The organism is Rhizobium sp. SG2393, assembly GCF_042610495.1.
Classification (GTDB): domain Bacteria; phylum Pseudomonadota; class Alphaproteobacteria; order Rhizobiales; family Rhizobiaceae; genus RU20A.
Window position 1 is genome coordinate 202,621 of the sequence record NZ_JBHGAP010000001.1, and the last position, 20,147, is coordinate 222,767.

A 20,147-nucleotide genomic window follows, 5' to 3' on the forward strand; every position below is an offset into this window, starting at 1 on the left:
GCGACAGGAGCGGCCTGATGCGATCCTTATTGCGGAATTTTCAAGATATGACTGATCTGACCACCTACCGCCGCGAGTGGTTCTCCAACATGCGTGGCGACATTCTCTCGGGCATCCTCGTCGCGCTGGCATTGATCCCCGAAGCCATCGGCTTCTCGGTGATTGCCGGCGTCGATCCGAAGGTTGGCCTCTTCGCCTCCTTCGCCATCGCCTGCGTCTCCGCTTTTGCGGGCGGGCGCCCGGGCATGATCTCGGCGGCGACCGCCGCGACCGCCGTCCTCATGGTCACGCTCGTCAAGGAGCATGGACTGCAATACCTCTTCGCTGCAACGCTCCTGATGGGCGTCATCCAGATTGCCGCCGGCTTCCTGAAGCTCGGCCGCGTCATGCGCTTCGTGTCGCGTTCGGTTATCACCGGCTTTGTCAATGCGCTGGCGATCCTGATCTTCATGGCGCAGCTGCCGGAACTGATCGGCGTGCCCATGCTCACCTATCCGTTGATCGCGGTGGCGCTTGCGATCATCTACATCCTGCCGCGCTTCACCAAGGCGATCCCGTCGCCGCTGGTCGCCATTCTGGCGCTGACGGCCGCCGCCTGGTGGTTCGGCCTCGACCTGCGGACCGTCGGCGATCTCGGTGCCCTGCCGGATACGCTGCCGATCTTCGCGCTGCCGCAGGTGCCGCTGACATTCGAGACGCTGCAGATCATCTTTCCCTATTCCATCGCGCTCGCCGCCGTTGGCCTGCTGGAATCGCTGCTGACGGCCCAGATCGTCGATGACATGACGGACACGACCAGCAACAAGAGCCGCGAATGCATCGGTCAGGGGGCCAGCAACATCGCCTCCGGCCTGATCGGCGGCATGGGCGGCTGCGCCATGATCGGCCAGTCGATGATCAATGTCAGCTCCGGCGGGCGCGGCCGGCTCTCCACCTTCGTGGCGGGTGCCTTCCTGCTGTTCCTCATCCTCGTGCTCGATGATCTCGTGCGCATCATTCCCATGGCAGCCCTCGTCGCCGTCATGATCATGGTGTCGATCGGCACCTTCTCCTGGCGCTCGATCCTTGATCTCAGGCGCAACCCGCCGACATCCTCCATCGTCATGCTGGCAACCGTCGTCACCGTGGTGGCCACCCACGATCTCGCCAAGGGCGTGCTGGTCGGCGTCCTTCTCTCCGGCGTCTTCTTTGCCGGCAAGGTGGCGCGCCTCTTCTCCGTTCGCAAAAGCGGGGAGGGCGCGACGATCACCTATCGCGTTTCCGGCCAGATCTTCTTCGCCTCGGTGGAAAGCTTCGTGGAAGCTTTCGATTTCACATCGCCGGCCCAGGCCGTGGTGATCGATGTCACCGACGCCCATTTCTGGGATATCTCCTCCGTTGCAGCGTTGGACAAGGTGGTGCTGAAATATCGCCGCCATGGCGTCGCGGTCGAGGTTGTCGGCCTCAACCAGGCAAGTGCCCACATGGTCGATCGCTTCGCCGTGCATGACAAGGACGCGGCCATCGTAAACGCCGCGGCCCATTGAGGCCGCCGTTACCATCCCCTTGAAAAAGAAACGGCCCGGCAGGGATGCCGGGCCGTTGCACGTCCAGGATTAACCGGATCAGTTGTTGGCCGTGACCGTTACGCCCAGCACCTGCGGCAGCGTGTTCGGCGCGCCCATGGCGGCACCCGCGATCATCGGGACCGGAACCGGGTTGGCCGGCTTGGCGCTGATCGTCAGGCTCTTCGGGTTGTCCAGATAGCTGTTGACGGCGGCAGACACCTGGTTCTGCAGTTCCGGCACGTTGAGCTGCGCCATCATGATCGGCACCATGGCCTTCAGCGACTGGGCAAACTGGTCGCCCGGAACGCCCTGCTGTCCGCCGACGTAGTCGAGCGCACGCTTGGTGATGCTGGCATCGTCGAACCGGATTTCGGCACTGTTGAAGGTCAGCTGCTGCATCAGGCCCATCATGGCAAGGCCCATGGCCTGGTTGGCCTGTTCCTTGTTCGGATTGGCCTCGGCGGCCTTCACGGCGTCCTGCATCGCCTTCACGAACTGCAGCGTGTAGCCGGAAAAGTCGAAGGCAAGATTGAGCTTGCCGACATTGGCGAAGTCGAAGGCAAACTGGTCGAGCTTCATATTGCCCGTCTCGACCTGCCAGCTGCCCTTCATCGTGACTTCGCCATTGACCTGCATGAGGCCGAGCTTTTCCAGCGCATCCTTGGTCTTGGCATCGTCTGTCTGCGACAGGTCGGCCTTGATGTTCTTGAGGTCCGCGTCGAAGTCGAAGCCCTTGCCGTCCTCAAGCGCGGTCATGTTGGCTTCGGAGCTTTCCATCGAGAAGACTTCCTTGCCCTTGACGGTCACGATCAGAGGGCCGGTCGAGGCCGTCTCGTAGGTCAGCATGTCATCGATCGTGCCGCCATTCGGATTGCCGGGGATGCTGAGGCCCCCCATCTGCATGTCCTTGACGGAGAAGCTGTTGTCGCCCTCCTTCAGATCGACGTCCGGCAGTGCGACGGTTTCGACGTAATAGCCACCGTCATCCTGCGCCTCAACGCCTTCCATGGTCACTTCGCCGACATTGATAGACTTGGAATCGGGGCCGCTGACAACGAGCTTGGTGCCCTCAAGCGTCACGGTGGTGCCATCGACCGACACCTTGTCATAGGCAATCGTCGCGCCGCTGGTGGCATAGGCTGCATTGAGCTTGGCAACGAGATCCGCACCATCGAGCGCGAATGCAGGGCTTGCAAACGCAAGCGCAGCGACGCCGGACAGGAGAAGGCGGGACGAGCCGAAGAGCTTCATGGGGTGTTTCCTTGTTCGATCACGGAAGGTTTAAGGTCGGGATCTTGTTGTTGAGACGAATTGTGGCGGGACTATATTCGACAAGCCCGGCCGTCCACCAGCCCGTTGCGCGCGAAGCCAACCGACGTGCTTAATTTTGGGTGGTTCTCCCAAACGGCAAGGGCAGGGGCGCATGCAGCGGCGCAAAGATCGGTAAATTCCCTCCTTCCATAGCCATCAACCCGTTTCTCCACAGGGCTTTGCGGCCCTTTGCCTTGCTGCTTTGCCTGTCATGGGATAACCCGGATACATGGGACAGAGCCTTGTGCCGCCGGGCGGCGGCGATGACGACAATATTCTTCCGGTCGATCTGAAGGCGGCGCTCGAGGAGCGTTATCTCGCCTATGCCTTGTCGACCATCATGCACCGGGCGCTGCCGGACGTGCGCGACGGGCTGAAGCCTGTCCACCGCCGCATCGTCTACGCCATGAGCGAGATGGGCCTTCGCCCCAACTCCGCCTTCCGCAAATGCGCCAAGATCGTCGGCGAGGTCATGGGTAACTTCCACCCCCATGGCGACCAGGCGATCTATGATGCGCTCGCCCGCCTCGCGCAGGATTTCTCGCAGCGCTATCCACTGGTCAACGGCCAGGGCAATTTCGGCAATATCGACGGCGATAGCCCGGCCGCGATGCGCTACACCGAAAGCAAGATGACCGAGGTCGCCGAGCTGCTGCTCGAGGGCATCGACCAGGACGCCGTCGATTTCCGCGACACCTACGACGAATCCAACAAGGAGCCGGAAGTCCTTCCCGGCGCCTTCCCGAACCTGCTGGCCAATGGCGCCACCGGCATTGCTGTGGGCATGGCGACCTCGATCCCCTCGCACAATGTGCACGAGATCTGCGATGCGGCGCTGCATCTCATCAAGGATCGCGACGCGCCGGTCGAAAAGCTCGTGGAATTCATCGAAGGCCCGGATTTCCCGACCGGCGGCATCATCATCGAAAGCCGCGAGAGCATTCTCGAGGCCTACAAGACCGGCCGCGGCGGGTTCCGCGTCCGCGCCAAGTGGGAAATCGAGGATCTGGGCCGCGGCGGCTACCAGATCATCGTCACCGAAATCCCCTATCAGGTACAGAAGTCGCGGCTGATCGAAAAGATCGCCGAGCTCCTGATCGCCCGCAAGCTGCCGCTGCTGGAAGACATCCGCGACGAATCGGCCGAAGACATCCGTGTCGTGCTCATCCCCAAGAGCCGCACGGTGGATGCGAGCCTCCTGATGGAATCGCTCTTCCGCCTGACGGAGCTGGAAAGCCGTTTCCCGCTCAACATGAACGTGCTCTCCAAGGGCCGCGTGCCGCGCGTTATGTCGCTGCGCGATGTGCTGGTGGAGTGGCTCGATCACCGGCAGGAGGTGCTGGTCCGCCGCTCGCGCCACCGTCTTGCCGCCATCGACCGCCGGCTGGAAATCCTCGGCGGCTACCTGATCGCCTACCTCAACATCGATGAGGTGATCCGCATCATCCGCGAGGAGGACGAGCCGAAGCCGGCGCTGATGGCGCGCTTTGCGCTGACCGACTTGCAGGCGGAATCGATCCTCAACATGCGGCTCCGCTCGCTGCGCAAGCTCGAGGAATTCGAGATCCGCACCGAATTCGACGGGCTGACCAAGGAAAAGGCCGACATCGAGGCGCTGCTGGCCTCCGAGACAAAGCAGTGGCAGGTCGTCTCCCACGAAATTTCCGACCTGAAGAAGCGCTATGCGAAGGCGACCGACCTCGGCCGACGCCGCACCCAGTTCGCCGACGCGCCCGTCGCCGATGTCGAGGCCATCCAGCAGGCGATGATCGAGAAGGAGCCGATCACCGTCGTCGTCTCTGAAAAGGGCTGGATCCGCGCGCTGAAGGGCCATATCGCGGATGTCTCGTCGCTGCAGTTCAAAGAAGGCGACAAGCTGAAGCTCGCTTTCCCGGCCCAGACGACGGACCGTATCCTGCTCTTCACCACCGGCGGCAAGGCCTACACGCTCGGCGGCGACAAGCTGCCCGGCGGCCGCGGCCATGGCGAGCCGGTGCGCATCATGGTGGACATGGAGAACGATCAGGACATCCTGACCGCTTTCGTGCACGATCCTGCCCGCAAGCTTCTGGTGTCCTCGGCCGCCGGCAACGGCTTCATCGTTCCGGAAACCGATGTCGTGGCGAACACCCGCAAGGGCAAGCAGGTGATGAACGTCGCCATGCCGGACGAGGCAAAGCTCGTCGTTCCCGTCTCCGGCGACCACATCGCCGTGGTCGGCGAGAACCGCAAGATGCTGGTCTTCCCGCTGATCCAGATCCCGGAAATGGGGCGCGGCAAGGGCGTGCGCCTGCAGCGCTACAAGGACGGCGGCATCTCCGACGCCAAGTTCTTCGCCATCGCCGACGGCCTGACCTGGGAAGACAGCGCCGGCCGCACCTTCACCAAGACCAAGGACGAACTCATCGAATGGCTCGGCGACCGCGCAACGGCCGGCCGCACGGTGCCGAAGGGCTTTCCACGCAGCGGTCGCTTTGCCGGGTAGGGGCGGTCAGCCGGGAGCTTCAGGCGGGGTAGGGGACGGTGTGGTCGGCGAGGAAGGCGGCTGCCCCGGCTTCGTCAATCTCGCCGGCAGCAATATCCAGCATAAGAACGACAATCTCTGCATGCGACGCTTCGATCATGTGTCCATTGAGCAGCAAGAATGCGAAACTACAAACGAATGCCGTCTGGGCGTTAGCGTCCGCGAATGGACGAGTGCGCGCCAGCTGACAGAGATACATGGCGGCCATCTTGAACAGATCCGGTCTTTCGCCGGCGGTCAATTCATTTGCGGCATTCAGCACCGCTTCAAGCGCCGCAGAATTGGAAAGTCCCGCTAGACCTCCGTTGGTGGTCACATATTCGGATTGAATCGTCTCGAAAACATTGCGGGATAGCGACCGCCCCCTCACGTGCTGAGTTTCCTCATCGCCGTGCGGTATTTCTCCATACCCATTCGCGCTGCCTTCAATTGCTCCGCGAAATCAGCATCTTGTGGCACGAGAACCAGACTGCTTGCTTCTCGCCGCAATTCAAGCGTGTCGCCAACCTTGACCCCCAGGCTGTCCAGCACGTCTTTAGGTATAATGACGCCGACCGAATTGCCGATCTTCCGAAGTACGACGTCCATGACGGAAATCCAATGATCGAGAGTTAAGGCCGGATTGTAATGTGAGGTTGAGTGCCTTGCAACCCGGCGTCATCCCGCCGCCGTGCGCCGTCGTGCGACCCGCATCTGCCACAGCGAATGGCCGATCAGCGCCAGAACGAGGATGAAGCCGCCGAGAAGCGTACGGCTGCCGGGTACTTCCGCGAAGACGATCCAGACCCAGATGGGCGCGAGGATTGTTTCGAGCAGGTAGAACATCCCCACCTCCGGTGCGGAGAGGTAGCGCGGCCCGGTGGCGAGCAGGAAGAAAGCGAGCGGGATCATGACGAGACCGTCGAGCATGATCCACTCCGGATGCGCGATGACGAGACCGCCGGCCGGCAGGAGCGCCAGCGCCGCAAGGCCGGGCGCGGCGGCGGTGACGAGCGGCACGAGGCCCATGTCGCGATTGCTGGCGCGGCTGATGGTGATCGCCGTGCCGAGCATCAGGGCCGAGCACGCCGCCATGAGATCGCCGAAGAGATGGCCGCTTTCCAGTCCCTCCGACACGATGAGCCCGACGCCGCCGACCATGATCGCCATCGTCAGCAGCGTGGCATTCGACGGCCGCTCGCCGAGGAAGATCCAGGACAGCAGGGCCGCGAACATTGAGGTGAAGGCGAGAATGAAAACGACATTTGCGGTCGATGTGTTGAAGACGGCGATCAGGAAGGTGAAGGTGTTGATGCCGTAGCAGAGGCCGACGGCGAGCCCCGCCCATCCCGGAATGAGCGCGATCGGCTTCTTCAAGAAGCGGTTCAGCACCACCCAGGCGACGAGCGACACCGCCACCGTACAGGCGCAGCGAAGCGCCAGAACCGACCAGATCTCGCCGTCACCGGCGCGCAGCAGCGGAATGTCGAAGGAGAGGCTGAGCCCGCCGAGACCGGTCAGGATTAGGCCGCGGCGATGGTGGCTGGAGGCGTCTGTCACGGGCATGGTCCACAGTCGGGAACGTCGTCACGACGAGCGTTCGGCGTTCGGCTATCGATCCCGACAGCCTTAACGTGTTTTGCCGCCCATGGAAATCGACAGGCGCGGCGCGCCGACTGCCGAAAACGACGCGGCTGCGCCCTGACAGCGTGAACCAAAGTGTGGGCTGCGGACCGCTATTGGGCGTCTGCCTCGTAGCGTTCCCAGCCGCGCGCCATCAGATGCTCCTGCGGCAGGAACTTGGTCTTGTAGTCCATCTTGCGCGATCCCTTGACCCAGTAGCCGAGGTAGACATGCGGCAAACCACGGTCGCGGGCGCGGCGAATGTGGTCGAGGATCATGAAGGTACCGAGGGAGCGGTCCTGCAGGGCGGGATCGAAATAGGAGTAGACCATCGACAGGCCGTCGCCCATTTTATCGGTGAGCGCCGCCGCGATCAGCGGCCCGCGCGTCTCGCCGATGCTGTCGCCTTCGCGGCGCAGCCGGTATTCGATGATCTTCGTGTTGACGTGCGTATCCTCCACCATCATCGCATAGTCGAGCACCGACATATCCGACATGCCACCGCGCTGGTGGCGGTGATCGAGATAGGTGCGGAACAGGCTGTATTGCTCGCTGGACGGCTCGGCCGGATATTCCGCCGACACAATGTCTCGGTTGGCGGCGATGATCCGCCGCATAGACTTCGTCGGATTGAATTCGTTGGCCAGAATACGCACCGAAATGCAGGCGCGGCAGGTCTCGCAGGCCGGGCGATAGGCAATGTTCTGCGAGCGGCGGAAACCGCCCTGCGTCAGCAGATCGTTGAGCTCAGGCGCCCGCTCGCCGACCATGTGGGTGAACACCTTCCGCTCCATTTCATTGGGCAGATAGGGGCAGGCCGCCGGCGCGGTGAGATAGAACTGCGGGGACGGTGCCGTCTGCGTGTTCATGGAAGTGCGGATCGTTCCTTTCGAGTCCCGATGCTGCCCCACAGGATGGCGCAAGTTCGGCAAACGTCAACAAGAGGTTTTTGCGGGCGTCTTGTCCGTATCACCCCGCTTGAAATGCAGCACCCGGCCATCACGCGGACGACCGGGTGCAGGATGGCTCAGCCGCTTCGATCAGTAGAAATCCCGGCGAACGGTCACGGTTCCAATCAGCAGGTCATGCAGCAGGCGTCCGCGGTCGGTGAAAAGGCCGACCAGCAGCACGAGCGGTGTCAGCACCGCATTGGCGATCCAGAACAGCACGAGGTGCACCATAGCCATCATGAAATCCATCGGCTGCCCGTCGAGGCGCGCCACCTGCAGGCCCATCATGCGCATGCCCGGCGAGGCCTGCGTGCGACCGCCGACCGTCATGCCGAAATAGGCGACAGCAACGATGAAATAGAGCACCGGGTAGAGCGCGAAACCGAGGCCGAAGGTCAGGATGCCGAGGAAGAATACCACAAGGGCTGCCGGCACCCAGAGGATGGCGATCATCACGTAGTCGAAAATGAAGGCCAGCGCCCGGCGCCAGAGAACGCCGCGATAGGCACGCCAGTCCTCGCTGGGCAGGTTCACCGGGGAGATGGGGACGGTCATGGGTTTAAGCTCCTTCTTTCCCTTCCATATGGGCGTGCCCCGCCCGCGTGAAAAGATGGCACCATCAAAGAAACCGCCTCAGCCCCTGGCCAGAATACGGGCCACCTCCGGCGCGAAATAGGTCAGGATGCCATCGCAGCCGGCGCGCTTGAAACAGAGCAGGGTCTCGAGCATGGCGCGTTCCCCGTCGATCCACCCGTTCATCGCCGCCGCCTTGATCTGGGTATATTCGCCGGAGACCTGGTAGGCAAAGACCGGCAGGCCAAAGGCTTCCTTGATGCGCCAGCAGATGTCGAGATAGGGCAGGCCGGGTTTGACCATCAGCATGTCCGCGCCTTCTTCCACATCGAGCGCGGCATCGCGCACGGCTTCGGTGCCGTTGGCCGGATCGAGGTAATAGGTCTTCTTGTCGCCCTTGAGCAGGCCGCCGGTGTTGATCGCCTCGCGGTACGGGCCATAAAAGGCGGAGGCGAATTTCGTCGCATAGGACATGATGCCGACTTGGTGGTGGCCAGCGGCATCGAGCGCGCGGCGGATGGCGCCGATGCGCCCGTCCATCATGTCCGAGGGCGCGATGATGTCGGCGCCGGAATCTGCCTGGATGACGGCAGCGCGCGCAATCGCCTCCACCGTTTCGTCATTGACGATCTCGCCGTCGCGCAGGATGCCGTCATGGCCATGGCTGGTGAAGGGATCGAGCGCGACATCGGTGATGAGGCCGATCCCCGGCACCGCTGCCTTGATGGCGCGCGTCGCCTGATTGATGAGATTGTCGGACGACAGACTGTAGGAACCGGTGACGTCGCGCAACTCCATCGCCTCGTTGGGAAAGGTTGCCAGTGCGGGAATACCGAGATCGGCCGCCTCGCGCGCGGCCTCCACGGCCTTGTCCACGCTCATGCGGTTGACGCCGGGCATGGCTGCCACGGGCTCGACGATCCCGGAGCCGGGGACGAGGAAGATCGGCCAGATGAGATCATCCACCGAAAGCGACGTCTCGCGCACCAACCGGCGCGTCCAGTCGGCCTTGCGGTTGCGGCGCATGCGCCGGTGACCGGTGATCTCGTCCACAAGATTGATTTTGTCCGCCATGGCCGTCTCCTGCCGTCAGCGCATCGGCGGGATGATCGGAAGATCACCGGGATGGCCGATGCGGCACCTTGAAAGGGCAGGGGCACCTGTCCCGCGAAAGGTTCGCGGCTCCCTGCTTCGTGGCTCACGGTCTAGCATGGTGCCCGCCGACAGGGAAACGGCCCCGAGGACATGAGGCGTTTCAATTCGACGCAGCTTCGGTTTACTGTCGCGCCATGTTTCCTGATTCCGCCCAGGTGCCCAAACCGTCCTTGCTCGACATCCTCTTCGGGATCTTCCTGAGGATCGTGTCGCTGTCTGCCTTCTGGTACGGGCTCTGCTACTGGGCCATGCTGATCGGCTACAGCTTCAACGGCGAAGGCCGCTTCGACCTGCTGCCGGTGCCATGGCGCGCGGCGGCCGCGGCGCTTGCGGTCGTCTTTCCCGTGGCGGCCGTCGGTTTATGGCTGCTGGTCTCCTGGGGGCCGGTCATCTGGCTACTGGGCGCAGCGATCGAACTGACCATGTTCGAATTCTATCCGGCCGTCTTCGGCACGCGCCCGGTGCTGCTGGCCGCCCATGCGATGATCGTCGCGACCTTCCTGGCTTTCCAGGCCGTTTTCGCCTGGGAACGCTACAAGAAGGCAAAGGCTGCAAGGGTTCATTCACCCTGATCGGCGCTGCCCTTCCGGTAAGCTCATGTTAAGCCTGCGGTTTAAGTAGAATTTTAGGCGCATTCGATAGGGTCTCACTCAAGGCGGGAAGAACAGACACCGCCAAACAAAACAGTGAGGCACATGATCATGAACACGAACGCGAAGCTGAAAGTCCAGCCGGTTGCTGCCAAGGATCCCCACGAGGACGCCATCCGCAACCTCTACCTCGAATCCCTGCACCTCGTCGAGCGCCTGCATCGCCGTCTGCTCGATGTCATCAAGGACGAATTCGACCGCCAGGGTCGCGACGACGTCAACGCCGTGCAGGCGCTCCTGCTCTTCAACATCGGCAATTCCGAGCTGACCGCCGGTGAACTGCGCTCGCGCGGTTACTATCTCGGCTCCAACGTCTCCTACAACGTCAAGAAGCTGGTCGATCTCGGCCTGATCAACCACCAGCGCTCCCGCGTCGACCGCCGCGCCGTCCGCATCAGCCTGACGGAAGACGGCCAGGAAATCGCCGAAACGGTCGCCAAGCTCTATGACCGCCACGTCGGCTCCATCCAGAAGGTCGGCGGCATCGGCACCGACGAGTTCACCCAGATGAACAAGCTCCTCCAGCGCCTCGACCGCTTCTGGAACGACAGCATCGCCTACCGCCTGTAACGCATCCCGTTTCCTGGGAGGGAAGGGCCCCGCGCGCCGAAAGGCCGCGCGCGGGCCCATCGCGTTTTCGGGGTATCGGCTCCGCCTTCGGTCACCGCCGATTGTTGCCCGCGCGCCACGCTCGCGCTGTCGTGTGCGGGAGCCGGCGATCCCGAAAGCCGCAAACACGCTTTGGCCATATTGCTGTGACAGCCCGAATGTGGATAAGCCGCATTGCCTGCGCACGTCCCGACCTCCCGACGGAACGTGCAGATGACGCGGAAGCTCGCGCGAACGTGAGACGCGAGTGAAGGCCGCCCGCGCTATGGGGTGGACAATTGTTAACCCTGTTTGTGATAGGGCCGAAGCGACGTTATCGGACCCGGATGGTAGGAAACATGTCGAAGAAATCTCGGATTGAAGCCGTTTCGCGCCGCGCCTTCCTGCGCAGTGCCGCAACGATCGGGGCTGCGGCCTGGGCTGGAACAGCCGCCGCACAGCAGGCGCTTGAAGAGATCATCAACGCGCCGACCCGTGGCAGCTGGGACGACCAGTTCGACGCCAAGGGCACCTCGCGCACGGCAACGGCCACAGTTTCCAACACGCCGATCTTCAGCCTTGAAACGCTCACCTATACCCAGACAGCCATTGCCCAGTATCAGCAGATCGTCGCCAATGGCGGCTGGCCGCAGGTCAATTCGCCCGTCACGCTCCAGCTCGGCGTCTCGGACCCGGCCGTGCAGGCCCTGCGCCAGCGCCTGATCATCTCCGGCGACCTTCCGCGCGAGGCCGGCATTTCCAACGCCTTCGACAGCTATGTCGATGGCGCGGTCAAGCGCTTCCAGGCCCGTCACGGCCTTCCGGCTGACGGCGTTCTCGGCGAATTCTCCGTCAAGGCGCTCAACATCTCTGCCGACGTGCGCCTGAACCAGCTGAACACGAACCTGGTGCGCCTCCAGTCCATGTCGGGCGATCTCGGCCAGCGCTACGTTGCCGTCAACATCCCCGCTGCCTCGATCGAGGCCGTGGAAAACGGCCGTGTCGTGCAGCGTCATACGGCGATCGTCGGCCGCATCAGCCGCCCGACCCACATCATCAATTCGCAGATCTACGAAGTCATCCTGAACCCCTACTGGACCGCTCCGCGCTCGATCGTCGAAAAGGACATCGTGCCGCTGATGCGCAAGGATCCGACCTATCTCAGCAAGAACTCGATCCGCCTCATCGACGGCAACGGTCAGGAAGTCGCGCCCGAGACGATCGACTGGAACGCCGACAAGGCCCCTAACGTGACCTTCCGTCAGGATCCGGGCAAGACCAATGCCATGGCCTCCACGAAGATCAACTTCCACAACCCGAACAACGAATACATGCACGACACGCCCCAGCAGGGCCTGTTCAACAAGCTCGCCCGCTTCGAAAGCTCGGGCTGCGTGCGCGTGCAGAACGTTCGTGACCTGACCGTCTGGCTGCTGCGCGACACGCCCGGCTGGACCCGTCAGCAGATCGAGGCGACCATCCGCGCCGGCAACAATACGCCGATCAAGCTGGCGGTCGAAGTGCCCGTCTACTTCAAGTACATCACCGCCTGGTCGGTCATGGATGGCGTCGTGCAGTTCCGCGACGACATCTACCAGATGGATGGCGACCAGCAGCTGGCGCTCCAGACCACGACGGGCATCGAGCAGTCCGCCGGCACCGTCGAACAGCTGCCCCTGGCGCAGTAGGACGGTCGGCGGCCCTCGGCGGCCTCCAAGGGCTGCTTGGTTTACCCCGTCATTCTCGGGCTTGCCTCGAGGATCCACGGCCAAGAACGCGGATCGTGACGCATGGATGGTCGGGTCAAGCCCGATCATGACACCGGAAAAGTTTGCGCATATGTGTGCAGTTTGCGGGCCGTATCTTCCCCGGAAGATGCGGCCTTTCGCGTTTTGACCGGTGGTGTCGGGGCAGGCGCGCCGCTGCTGCGAAATGGCGCAATCGGCACAGCGGAACTTGCTCTTGGCGTGTCAGGAAGTTAAAGACCCTGTCACCCACAAAGAGGAGTGTCTCGCGATGCTTGCCGAAAACAAGTCCCCTTTCTTCACCCGCCCGCTTGCCGAGAGCGACCCGGAGATCTTCGGCGCCATCGAAAAGGAGCTGGGCCGCCAGCGCCACGAGATCGAGCTGATTGCCTCTGAAAACATCGTCTCTCGCGCCGTGCTCGAAGCCCAGGGCTCGATCATGACGAACAAGTATGCCGAGGGCTATCCGGGCAAGCGCTATTACGGCGGCTGCCAGTTCGTCGATATCGCCGAAGAACTCGCCATCGAGCGCGCCAAGAAGCTCTTCGGCGTCAACTTCGCCAACGTCCAGCCGAATTCCGGCTCGCAGATGAACCAGGCCGTCTTCCTCGCGCTTCTCCAGCCGGGCGATACCTTCATGGGCCTCGACCTCAACTCGGGCGGTCACCTGACCCACGGTTCTCCGGTCAACATGTCCGGCAAGTGGTTCAACGTCGTCTCCTACGGCGTGCGCGAAGACGATCATCAGCTCGACATGGACGATGTCGCCAAGAAGGCCGAGCAGCACAAGCCGAAGCTGATCATCGCCGGCGGCACCGCCTATTCCCGCATCTGGGACTGGAAGCGCTTCCGCGAGATCGCCGATTCCGTCGGCGCCTACCTGATGGTCGACATGGCCCACATCGCCGGTCTCGTCGCCGGTGGCCAGCATCCGTCGCCGTTCCCGCATTGCCATGTCGCGACGTCCACCACGCACAAGTCGCTGCGCGGTCCGCGCGGCGGCATGATCCTGACGAATGACGAGGATCTGGCCAAGAAGTTCAACTCGGCCGTCTTCCCCGGCCTGCAGGGCGGCCCACTGATGCACGTCATCGCCGCCAAGGCCGTTGCCTTCGGCGAAGCGCTGCAGCCGGAGTTCAAGGACTACGCTGCCCAGGTCGTCAAGAATGCCAAGGCGCTGGCCGATACGCTCATCAAGCAGAACCTCGACATCGTCTCGGGCGGCACCGACAACCACCTGATGCTGGTCGATCTGCGCAAGAAGAACGCCACCGGCAAGCGGGCGGAAGCCGGCCTAGGCCGCGCCTACATCACCTGCAACAAGAACGGCATTCCCTTCGACCCCGAAAAGCCCTTCGTCACCTCCGGCATCCGCCTCGGCACGCCGGCAGGCACGACGCGCGGCTTCAAGGAAGCGGAATTCACCGAGATCGGCAACCTGATCGTTGAAGTGCTCGACGGCCTCAAGGTCGCAAACTCCGACGAAGGCAACGCCGCCGTCGAAGCCGGCGTGCGCGAGAAGGTCGTGGCGCTCACCGATCGCTTCCCGATGTACCCCTATATGTAATCGGGGACGAAGGACGGTTCATGCGCTGCCCCTATTGTGGCTCCGAAGACAGTCAGGTGAAGGACTCGCGTCCGGCGGAGGATGGCAACGCCATCCGCCGCCGGCGCATCTGCCCGGATTGCGGCGGTCGCTTCACGACGTTCGAGCGGGTGCAGCTGCGTGAACTCGTCATCGTCAAGAAATCCGGCCGGAAGGTGCCTTTCGACCGGGACAAGCTGCAGCGCTCCTTCGAGATCGCGCTGCGCAAGCGGCCTGTGGACCGCGACCGCATCGACCGCGCCGTTTCCGGCATCGTCCGGCGGCTGGAAAGCGTGGGCGAGACGGAAATCCCCTCCGAGGAGATCGGCCTTCAGGTGCTGGAAGCCCTCAAGAGCCTCGATGACGTGGCCTTCGTGCGCTATGCCTCGGTCTACCGCGATTTCTCCCATGCCGAAGACTTCGAGAAGGTGATCGCCGAAATCTCCGCCAAGATCGCCCGCGATCCCGGCAAATGAGCGTGGCGGCCTTCGATAGCAGTGCGGTGCGCATTGCCGAACGCGACGCGCACTGGATGGCTGCGGCCCTGCGGCGCGCGGCGCGCAACACCGGCCGCACGGCTTCCAACCCCTCCGTCGGCTGCCTCGTGGTCGCGCCCGGTGCCGACGGCCGTGACGAGGTCGTTGCCCGTGCCGTCACGGCGGTGGGCGGAAGGCCGCATGCCGAGACCGAGGCCCTGAAAATTGCCGGCGACCGCGCCCGTGGCGCCACTGTCTACGTGACGCTCGAGCCCTGCTCCCACCACGGCAAGACCCCGCCCTGCGTCAATGCCCTCATCGCGGCCGGTGTGTCGCGGGTCGTCGTCTCCGTCACCGATCCCGATCCGCGCGTCAGCGGCCGCGGCTTTGCGCTTTTGCGCCAGGCCGGCATCGAGGTGGTGACCGGCGTGCTGGAAGAGGAGGGCGAACGCGCCCTCGACGCCTATCTGCGCCGCCAGCGAAAGGGCCGTCCGCTCGTCACGCTCAAGCTTGCCGTGTCCGCCGATGGCATGGTCGGTCGGCAGGGTGAGGGGCAGGTGGCGATCACCGGGCCCGAGGCCCGCGCCCGGGTGCAGAACTGGCGTGCCCGCTCGGATGCGATCCTCGTCGGCGTGGGCACGGCGATCGCAGATGATCCGCTGCTGACCTGCCGTATTCCCGGCATGGAAGCGCGCTCGCCACACCGCATCGTTCTCGACAGGCGCCTTGAGCTGCCCGTGGCCTCAAGGCTCGTGGCGACCGCGCGCGATGTGCCGCTTCTGGTCGTCGGCGGGGAGCGTCGGCCGGACGGCGAGACAGTCGAACGGTCCGCCGATGCGGTGGCCGCACTCGCCCGCGAGGCGTCACGCAGCATGCGTCGCGCCGCGCTGGAAGCGGCCGGCGCCGAGGTGATCGAGGTCGATCCGGGTGCGCTGGAGACGGTGCTGGAAATGCTTGCCGGGCGCGGCATTGCCTCGCTCTTCGTAGAAGGCGGCGCCCGCGTGGCAGCCGATTTCCTCGCCGCCGGCCTGGTCGACCGTATCGCGCTTTTCACCGCGCCGCGGTTCATCGGCGAGGGCGGCATTGCATCGCCGGTTACGCGCGACCACATACCGGACGGCTTTGCGCTTCGCCAAACCCGAACGCTTGGCGAAGATCGCCTCGACATCTATGAAAGGGCCTCCTGATGTTTACCGGCATCGTCACCGATATCGGCACCGTCGCCGCCGTCACGCCGCTCGACCACGGAGTCGGCCTGCGCATCGAGACACAGTATGATCCTGCGGGCATCGACATCGGCGCCTCCATTGCCTGCTCGGGCGTGTGTCTGACCGTCACGCGCCTGCCGGAGTCCGCCGACACGGCGCGCTGGTTCGAGGTCGAAGCCTGGGAAGAAGCCCTGCGGCTGACCACCATTGCCACCTGGACCGCTGGCACCCGCATCAATCTGGAGCGCTCGCTGAAGATCGGCGACGAGCTCGGCGGCCACCTCGTATCCGGTCATGTGGATGACCGCGCCGAGATCCTCTCCGTCACCGCCGAAGGCGACGCGACGCGCTTTCGCCTGCGCGCGCCGGCCCATCTTGCCCGCTTCGTCGCACCGAAGGGCTCCGTGGCGCTCGACGGCACGTCGCTTACGGTGAATGCCGTCTCCGGCACCGATTTCGACGTGCTGCTCATCCGTCACTCCCTTGAAGTCACCACCTGGGGTGAGCGGAAGGCCGGCGACAGCGTCAATTTCGAGGTCGATACGATGGCGCGCTATGCCGCGCGTCTGGCCGAGTTTCCGGCGCCCGAGCCGGAAGCGTGAGAACGCAAAAAAGCCCCCGCCCGTGAGGGCAGGGGCCGTGCATGCGACAGCCGTAGGAGGGCTTAGCGCACGTAGAAGGTCAGGCTTCCATCGGCCGCCTGTTCGGCGCCGACCACATTGCCGATCTCGACATTGCGGGCCTTCAATTCCTTCACCAGCTTCGGATTGCTGGCGAGCGCCTGCTGGAACTTGGCCTGTTCGCGCGGCGTCTGCTGCGCCATGCCGTCCTCCTCATCGAACGAGCTCTGCGTAGCCCAGTCGAGCTGCTCGATATTGAAGTCGTTACCCTTGAAGTGCTTGACCGTATGGTCAACCTGCTGGGGCGCGGTTTCCATCGCGGCATTGGCGATGCCGGCAAAGGGCAGGCCGGTCAACACAACGATGGCGGTGAGTTTGGTGATCCCGTTCATGGTTCTTCTCCATAACTTTTCCGTTCCGACAGCTCTTCGAGCCTGTCGGTCAGGTCTGGTCTCGATGGCGCGAGTGCGTCAGGGAAGGCCGGGTTGATGTCTTCGGCGGTCCGGCGGGTGGGTTCCCGTCGCCGTCGACACCAGTAGATTTAATCGAAACGCGCGGTTTGAAAAGGCCCTAAGGCCATGGTTTTTCGTTAAAAATTGTCCATCAAACGCCGGGCTGCGCAAGCCTGTGCCTGCCGTGTGAACGATGCATTATCGTTCACATATGATCACGTTCGCCCCGTGATAGGTGGTCCGCTTGACTTCGTGAAAATGCAGCTTGGCGGCGACGCGCAGCGAAGCGTGGTTTTCGAGGTCGATGATGCAGGTGCGCTTCATGTTCGGAAACTGCTGCTCGCCCCAGCGCAGCGCCGCTGCCACCGCCTCCGTCGCAAGGCCGCGTCCCGCCGCGCGTGGGGAAAGCGCCCAGCCGGTTTCCATCGTGCCTTCCAGAGAGGGGACGATGACCCTGTGCAGATCGTGAAAGCCCGCTTCGCCGATAAAGGCGCCGGTCTCCTTGTCCTGCAGGGCAAAGAAGCCGAAGCCGAAATAATGCCACATGCCAACCTGGCGCAGGAACCGCGTCCAGGCCTGTTCCCGGGAAAAGGGAACGCCCCCGATGAAGCGCGTCACCATGGGGTCGGCAAAAAGCGCGGCATAGGGTGCAAAATCATCGCGCCGGTAGGGACGCAGGATCAGGCGCTCGGTCTCGATCTGGGGAACGGTCTGCATCCGGCTCCTATCGTCTCACGGGGCATGGCGTGGTCTCGAACACGCAGAATCAGCTTTGCCGGCTAAGCCTGCATGGCACGGCGGATGAGCGCAAGTCTGCGACGAACTCCGCCGCCGACCCGGGGCCGCGCGGTCGGGCGCCGCACGGAAAGTGCTTGCCATTCGGGCCCGGGCGTGGTTTTACCGCGCCACACGGCCGGGTGATGATCCGGCCCTTTTCGCGTTTCCCTTAGGTGAATGTCATGGCTGAGAACGAGACCCCCCATCTGCTGATCGTCGAGGCCCGATATTGGGAAGGCATGGCGGATGCCCTGCTGGAAGGCGCAACGAGCGCGCTCGATGCTGCCGGCGCGACCTACGACGTCGTCACCGTTCCCGGCGCGCTCGAAATTCCGCCGGCCATCGCCATGGCGCTCGACGGTGCGGACGAAGGCGTTGTCGACTATGATGGCTATGTCACGCTCGGTGTCATCATGCGCGGCGAAACCTACCATTTCGACGTGGTGGCCAACGAAAGCTGCCGCGCCCTGATGGATCTCGCCGTCAGCGAGAGCCTGGCGCTCGGCAACGGCATCCAGACGGTCGAAAATGAAGCACAAGGCTGGGCGCGGGCCCGCAAGAGCGAGATGGACAAGGGCGGTGCTGCCGCCCGCGCCGCGCTCTCCATGATCGCGCTCAAGCAGAAGTTCGCCGGAGAGGCATGATGTCGACGGAACAGGGTATCAAGCAGGTCAACCAGCGCGGCGCCGCCCGCCTTGCCGCCGTGCAGGCGCTCTACCAGATGGAGATCAGCGGCACCGGCGTCATCGAGATCGTCGCGGAATTCGAGGAACACCGCCTCGGCCGCGAAATCGACGGCGACACCTATCTGAAGGCCGACGCCTCCTGGTTCAAGTCGATCGTGGCGGGTGTCGTGCGCGACCAGCGCAAGCTCGATCCGCTGATCGCCTCGGCACTTCAAGACGACTGGGCGCTGTCGCGCATCGATTCCACCGTGCGTGCCATCCTGCGTTCGGGCGTCTTCGAGATCCTGGAGCGCAAGGACGTTCCGGTGGCGGTCATCGTCACGGAATATGTCGAGATCGCCAAGGCCTTCTTCGAGGAAGACGAGCCGAAGCTCGTGCATGCCGTGCTCGACCGCGTCGCCAGGACCGTGCGCGGAGAGCCGCGCAAGTGACGGATCGCGCCGCCGGCCAGAGCCCCGCTTCGCTTGAGGGCTTCGCCAACGCGCGGCGCACCGTCTATCTCCTTGCCGCTGCCCAGTCGATCCTCGGCACGGCCGGCCCCGTCGCCTTTTCCATCGGCGGCGTGGCGGGCTACCAGTTGCTCGGGCCCGACAAGGCGCTCGCGACTGCGCCGCTCACCGGCTACAATGTCGGTGTCGCCTTTGGCACCATTCTGGTTGCCGTGCTCTCTCGCTTTGCCGGCCGCAAGCTCGCCTTCATGGCTGGCGCCGGTCTCGGCATGGCGGGCGCGCTGATTGCGGCGATCGCGCTGTTCCGCCAGGATTTCTGGCTCTTTGCCGCCGGCCTGATGGCTATCGGCCTTTCCGGCGGCTTCGCGCAGAAGATCCGCTTTGCCGCGGCGGATGCCTCGCCATCCTTTTACAAGCCGCAGGCGATCTCCTGGATTCTTGCCGGGGGCATCATTTCCGCCGTCCTCGGGCCGCAGATCGTCATACTCGCCAAGGATCTCTTCGCGCCCGTGACCTTCGCCGGCGCGCTGGTCGTGCTGTCGCCGCTGTTCCTCACGGCCATCATCTTTTTCGCGATGGTCGATCTGCCGGCGCCGGGCGCGCATCCGGTCGCGGGGCAGGGGCCGGCGCGCCCCTTGTCCGAGATCGTCACCTCGCTGCGCTTCGTCGCCGGCATGGTCTGCGGCATCTCGGCCTACGCCCTGATGACCTTCATGATGACAGGTGCGCCGATCGCCATGGTGGTCGGCTGCGGGTTCTCCTCCGACATGGCAACGCTCGGCATCCAGTGGCACGTGCTGGCCATGTTCGCGCCGAGTTTTCTCACCGGCCGCATCATCGCCCGCTTCGGCGCCGAGCGCGTCGTCGCCGCCGGCTTCGTGGTGCTGATGGCCTGCGCGGCGGTTGCCCATGCCGGTATCGCGCTCTGGAATTTCTGGGGCTCGCTGGTGCTGCTCGGCATCGGCTGGAACTTCGGCTTCATCGGCGCCACCGCGATCGTCGCCTCCAGCTACCGGCCGCAGGAGGCCGACAAGGTTCAGGCCTTCCACGACATCATCCTCTTCACCACGGTCGCCACCGCCTCTTTCGCTTCCGGGCGCGTTTTGACCGCCTATGGCTGGGACTGGCTGAATGCCGTGGTCTGGCCGGTGGCGATCCTGTGCCTGCTTCTCCTTGGATTTCTTCATATTAGCGGGAAAACCCGCCGCCGGACGGCCTGACGCAGGCCCGTTGCCCACGCGATATCGAA

Annotated in this window: 21 protein-coding genes; 12 read left to right on the forward strand and 9 right to left on the reverse strand. The window is 63.8% G+C overall.

Going from position 1 to position 20,147, the window contains the following annotated elements; all coding sequences use genetic code 11:
• Positions 1-47: 47 nt before the first annotated feature.
• Positions 48-1,526, forward strand: coding sequence for a SulP family inorganic anion transporter (locus tag ACED18_RS00965; protein WP_377288138.1), 1,479 nt, complete (start codon positions 48-50; stop codon positions 1,524-1,526).
• 78 nt (positions 1,527-1,604) lie between these two features.
• Here the strand turns inward: ACED18_RS00965 and ACED18_RS00970 are convergent, their stop codons facing one another.
• Positions 1,605-2,798, reverse strand: a complete 1,194-nt coding sequence (locus tag ACED18_RS00970) for a hypothetical protein (RefSeq protein WP_377288140.1) — start codon at positions 2,796-2,798, stop codon at positions 1,605-1,607.
• 289 nt (positions 2,799-3,087) lie between these two features.
• Here ACED18_RS00970 and parC point away from each other — a divergent pair, with 289 nt between their 5' ends.
• Entirely contained in the window at positions 3,088-5,343 is a 2,256-nt protein-coding gene (gene parC / locus ACED18_RS00975; protein ID WP_377288142.1) for a DNA topoisomerase IV subunit A, read from the forward strand.
• A 19-nt stretch (positions 5,344-5,362) separates the two neighbouring features.
• Here parC and ACED18_RS00980 read toward each other — a convergent pair whose 3' ends face one another.
• The 6 genes from ACED18_RS00980 to hemB form a co-directional block, all read right to left on the reverse strand.
• The gene (locus ACED18_RS00980; RefSeq protein WP_377288144.1) at positions 5,363-5,752 is read right to left on the reverse strand and encodes a type II toxin-antitoxin system death-on-curing family toxin; all 390 of its coding nucleotides are present in this window, start codon (positions 5,750-5,752) and stop codon (positions 5,363-5,365) included.
• Positions 5,749-5,970 carry an AbrB/MazE/SpoVT family DNA-binding domain-containing protein gene (locus ACED18_RS00985; RefSeq protein WP_377288146.1) on the reverse strand — a complete coding sequence of 74 codons (222 nt, stop codon included), beginning with the start codon at positions 5,968-5,970 and terminating at the stop codon, positions 5,749-5,751. The genes ACED18_RS00980 and ACED18_RS00985 overlap by 4 nt, the downstream gene beginning before the upstream one ends.
• 69 nt (positions 5,971-6,039) lie before the next feature.
• Complete coding sequence (locus ACED18_RS00990) at positions 6,040-6,927, reverse strand: DMT family transporter (protein WP_377288148.1); 888 nt, start codon at positions 6,925-6,927, stop codon at positions 6,040-6,042.
• A 170-nt stretch (positions 6,928-7,097) separates the two neighbouring features.
• On the reverse strand, positions 7,098-7,853 hold the full coding sequence (locus ACED18_RS00995; RefSeq protein ID WP_377288150.1) for an arginyltransferase: 756 nt from the start codon (positions 7,851-7,853) through the stop codon (positions 7,098-7,100).
• Positions 7,854-8,024: 171 nt separating this feature from the next.
• Positions 8,025-8,489 carry an RDD family protein gene (locus tag ACED18_RS01000; protein ID WP_377288152.1) on the reverse strand — a complete coding sequence of 155 codons (465 nt, stop codon included), beginning with the start codon at positions 8,487-8,489 and terminating at the stop codon, positions 8,025-8,027.
• A 78-nt stretch (positions 8,490-8,567) separates the two neighbouring features.
• The gene (hemB, locus tag ACED18_RS01005; RefSeq protein ID WP_377288154.1) at positions 8,568-9,581 is read right to left on the reverse strand and encodes a porphobilinogen synthase; all 1,014 of its coding nucleotides are present in this window, start codon (positions 9,579-9,581) and stop codon (positions 8,568-8,570) included.
• Positions 9,582-9,796: 215 nt separating this feature from the next.
• On the opposite strand from hemB, the gene ACED18_RS01010 reads away from it, so the two are divergent.
• From ACED18_RS01010 to ACED18_RS01040, 7 genes are all read left to right on the forward strand, one after another.
• Positions 9,797-10,234, forward strand: coding sequence for a DUF6163 family protein (locus ACED18_RS01010; protein WP_377288156.1), 438 nt, complete (start codon positions 9,797-9,799; stop codon positions 10,232-10,234).
• 129 nt (positions 10,235-10,363) lie between these two features.
• The gene (ldtR, locus tag ACED18_RS01015; protein ID WP_377288158.1) at positions 10,364-10,882 is read left to right on the forward strand and encodes a transcriptional regulator LdtR; all 519 of its coding nucleotides are present in this window, start codon (positions 10,364-10,366) and stop codon (positions 10,880-10,882) included.
• A gap of 377 nt (positions 10,883-11,259) precedes the next feature.
• Positions 11,260-12,588, forward strand: coding sequence for a murein L,D-transpeptidase (locus ACED18_RS01020; protein WP_377288160.1), 1,329 nt, complete (start codon positions 11,260-11,262; stop codon positions 12,586-12,588).
• Between the two features lie 328 nt (positions 12,589-12,916).
• Positions 12,917-14,212: a serine hydroxymethyltransferase gene (gene glyA, locus ACED18_RS01025; RefSeq protein ID WP_377288162.1), complete on the forward strand. Its 1,296-nt coding sequence runs from the start codon at positions 12,917-12,919 to the stop codon at positions 14,210-14,212.
• Between the two features lie 20 nt (positions 14,213-14,232).
• Positions 14,233-14,706, forward strand: coding sequence for a transcriptional regulator NrdR (nrdR, locus tag ACED18_RS01030; RefSeq protein ID WP_377288164.1), 474 nt, complete (start codon positions 14,233-14,235; stop codon positions 14,704-14,706).
• Complete coding sequence (ribD, locus tag ACED18_RS01035; RefSeq protein WP_377288166.1) at positions 14,703-15,893, forward strand: bifunctional diaminohydroxyphosphoribosylaminopyrimidine deaminase/5-amino-6-(5-phosphoribosylamino)uracil reductase RibD; 1,191 nt, start codon at positions 14,703-14,705, stop codon at positions 15,891-15,893. The genes nrdR and ribD overlap by 4 nt, the downstream gene beginning before the upstream one ends.
• Positions 15,893-16,516 carry a riboflavin synthase gene (locus tag ACED18_RS01040; protein ID WP_377288168.1) on the forward strand — a complete coding sequence of 208 codons (624 nt, stop codon included), beginning with the start codon at positions 15,893-15,895 and terminating at the stop codon, positions 16,514-16,516. Before ribD ends, ACED18_RS01040 begins: the two co-directional genes overlap by 1 nt.
• A gap of 62 nt (positions 16,517-16,578) precedes the next feature.
• Here ACED18_RS01040 and ACED18_RS01045 read toward each other — a convergent pair whose 3' ends face one another.
• Positions 16,579-16,926, reverse strand: coding sequence for a hypothetical protein (locus ACED18_RS01045; protein WP_377288170.1), 348 nt, complete (start codon positions 16,924-16,926; stop codon positions 16,579-16,581).
• A 258-nt stretch (positions 16,927-17,184) separates the two neighbouring features.
• Entirely contained in the window at positions 17,185-17,703 is a 519-nt protein-coding gene (locus ACED18_RS01050) for a GNAT family N-acetyltransferase (protein WP_377288172.1), read from the reverse strand.
• Between the two features lie 242 nt (positions 17,704-17,945).
• Between ACED18_RS01050 and ribH the strand changes: the two genes are divergently transcribed.
• From ribH to ACED18_RS01065, 3 genes are read left to right on the forward strand one after another with little or no spacing between them, the layout of a single operon-like run.
• Complete coding sequence (gene ribH, locus ACED18_RS01055) at positions 17,946-18,407, forward strand: 6,7-dimethyl-8-ribityllumazine synthase (protein WP_377288174.1); 462 nt, start codon at positions 17,946-17,948, stop codon at positions 18,405-18,407.
• Positions 18,407-18,880, forward strand: coding sequence for a transcription antitermination factor NusB (gene nusB, locus ACED18_RS01060; protein ID WP_377288176.1), 474 nt, complete (start codon positions 18,407-18,409; stop codon positions 18,878-18,880). The genes ribH and nusB overlap by 1 nt, the downstream gene beginning before the upstream one ends.
• Positions 18,877-20,118, forward strand: a complete 1,242-nt coding sequence (locus tag ACED18_RS01065) for an MFS transporter (protein WP_377288178.1) — start codon at positions 18,877-18,879, stop codon at positions 20,116-20,118. The genes nusB and ACED18_RS01065 overlap by 4 nt, the downstream gene beginning before the upstream one ends.
• The last annotated feature ends 29 nt before the right edge of the window (positions 20,119-20,147 follow it).

Excerpts from the sequence above, each read along its gene's own strand:
- hemB (WP_377288154.1), bottom strand. The coding sequence starts at position 9,581 with ATGGCGGACAAAATCAATCTTGTGGACGAGATCACCGGTCACCGGCGC.
- nusB (WP_377288176.1), top strand. The coding sequence starts at position 18,407 with ATGTCGACGGAACAGGGTATCAAGCAGGTCAACCAGCGCGGCGCCGCC.
- ribH (WP_377288174.1), top strand. The coding sequence starts at position 17,946 with ATGGCTGAGAACGAGACCCCCCATCTGCTGATCGTCGAGGCCCGATAT.
- ACED18_RS00985 (WP_377288146.1), bottom strand. The coding sequence starts at position 5,970 with ATGGACGTCGTACTTCGGAAGATCGGCAATTCGGTCGGCGTCATTATA.
- ACED18_RS01050 (WP_377288172.1), bottom strand. The coding sequence starts at position 17,703 with ATGCAGACCGTTCCCCAGATCGAGACCGAGCGCCTGATCCTGCGTCCC.
- ACED18_RS00990 (WP_377288148.1), bottom strand. The coding sequence starts at position 6,927 with ATGCCCGTGACAGACGCCTCCAGCCACCATCGCCGCGGCCTAATCCTG.
- glyA (WP_377288162.1), top strand. The coding sequence starts at position 12,917 with ATGCTTGCCGAAAACAAGTCCCCTTTCTTCACCCGCCCGCTTGCCGAG.
- parC (WP_377288142.1), top strand. The coding sequence starts at position 3,088 with ATGGGACAGAGCCTTGTGCCGCCGGGCGGCGGCGATGACGACAATATT.
- ACED18_RS00995 (WP_377288150.1), bottom strand. The coding sequence starts at position 7,853 with ATGAACACGCAGACGGCACCGTCCCCGCAGTTCTATCTCACCGCGCCG.
- ACED18_RS01020 (WP_377288160.1), top strand. The coding sequence starts at position 11,260 with ATGTCGAAGAAATCTCGGATTGAAGCCGTTTCGCGCCGCGCCTTCCTG.
- ACED18_RS01010 (WP_377288156.1), top strand. The coding sequence starts at position 9,797 with ATGTTTCCTGATTCCGCCCAGGTGCCCAAACCGTCCTTGCTCGACATC.
- ACED18_RS00970 (WP_377288140.1), bottom strand. The coding sequence starts at position 2,798 with ATGAAGCTCTTCGGCTCGTCCCGCCTTCTCCTGTCCGGCGTCGCTGCG.
- ldtR (WP_377288158.1), top strand. The coding sequence starts at position 10,364 with ATGAACACGAACGCGAAGCTGAAAGTCCAGCCGGTTGCTGCCAAGGAT.
- ACED18_RS01040 (WP_377288168.1), top strand. The coding sequence starts at position 15,893 with ATGTTTACCGGCATCGTCACCGATATCGGCACCGTCGCCGCCGTCACG.
- ACED18_RS00965 (WP_377288138.1), top strand. The coding sequence starts at position 48 with ATGACTGATCTGACCACCTACCGCCGCGAGTGGTTCTCCAACATGCGT.
- ribD (WP_377288166.1), top strand. The coding sequence starts at position 14,703 with ATGAGCGTGGCGGCCTTCGATAGCAGTGCGGTGCGCATTGCCGAACGC.
- ACED18_RS01045 (WP_377288170.1), bottom strand. The coding sequence starts at position 16,926 with ATGAACGGGATCACCAAACTCACCGCCATCGTTGTGTTGACCGGCCTG.
- ACED18_RS01000 (WP_377288152.1), bottom strand. The coding sequence starts at position 8,489 with ATGACCGTCCCCATCTCCCCGGTGAACCTGCCCAGCGAGGACTGGCGT.
- nrdR (WP_377288164.1), top strand. The coding sequence starts at position 14,233 with ATGCGCTGCCCCTATTGTGGCTCCGAAGACAGTCAGGTGAAGGACTCG.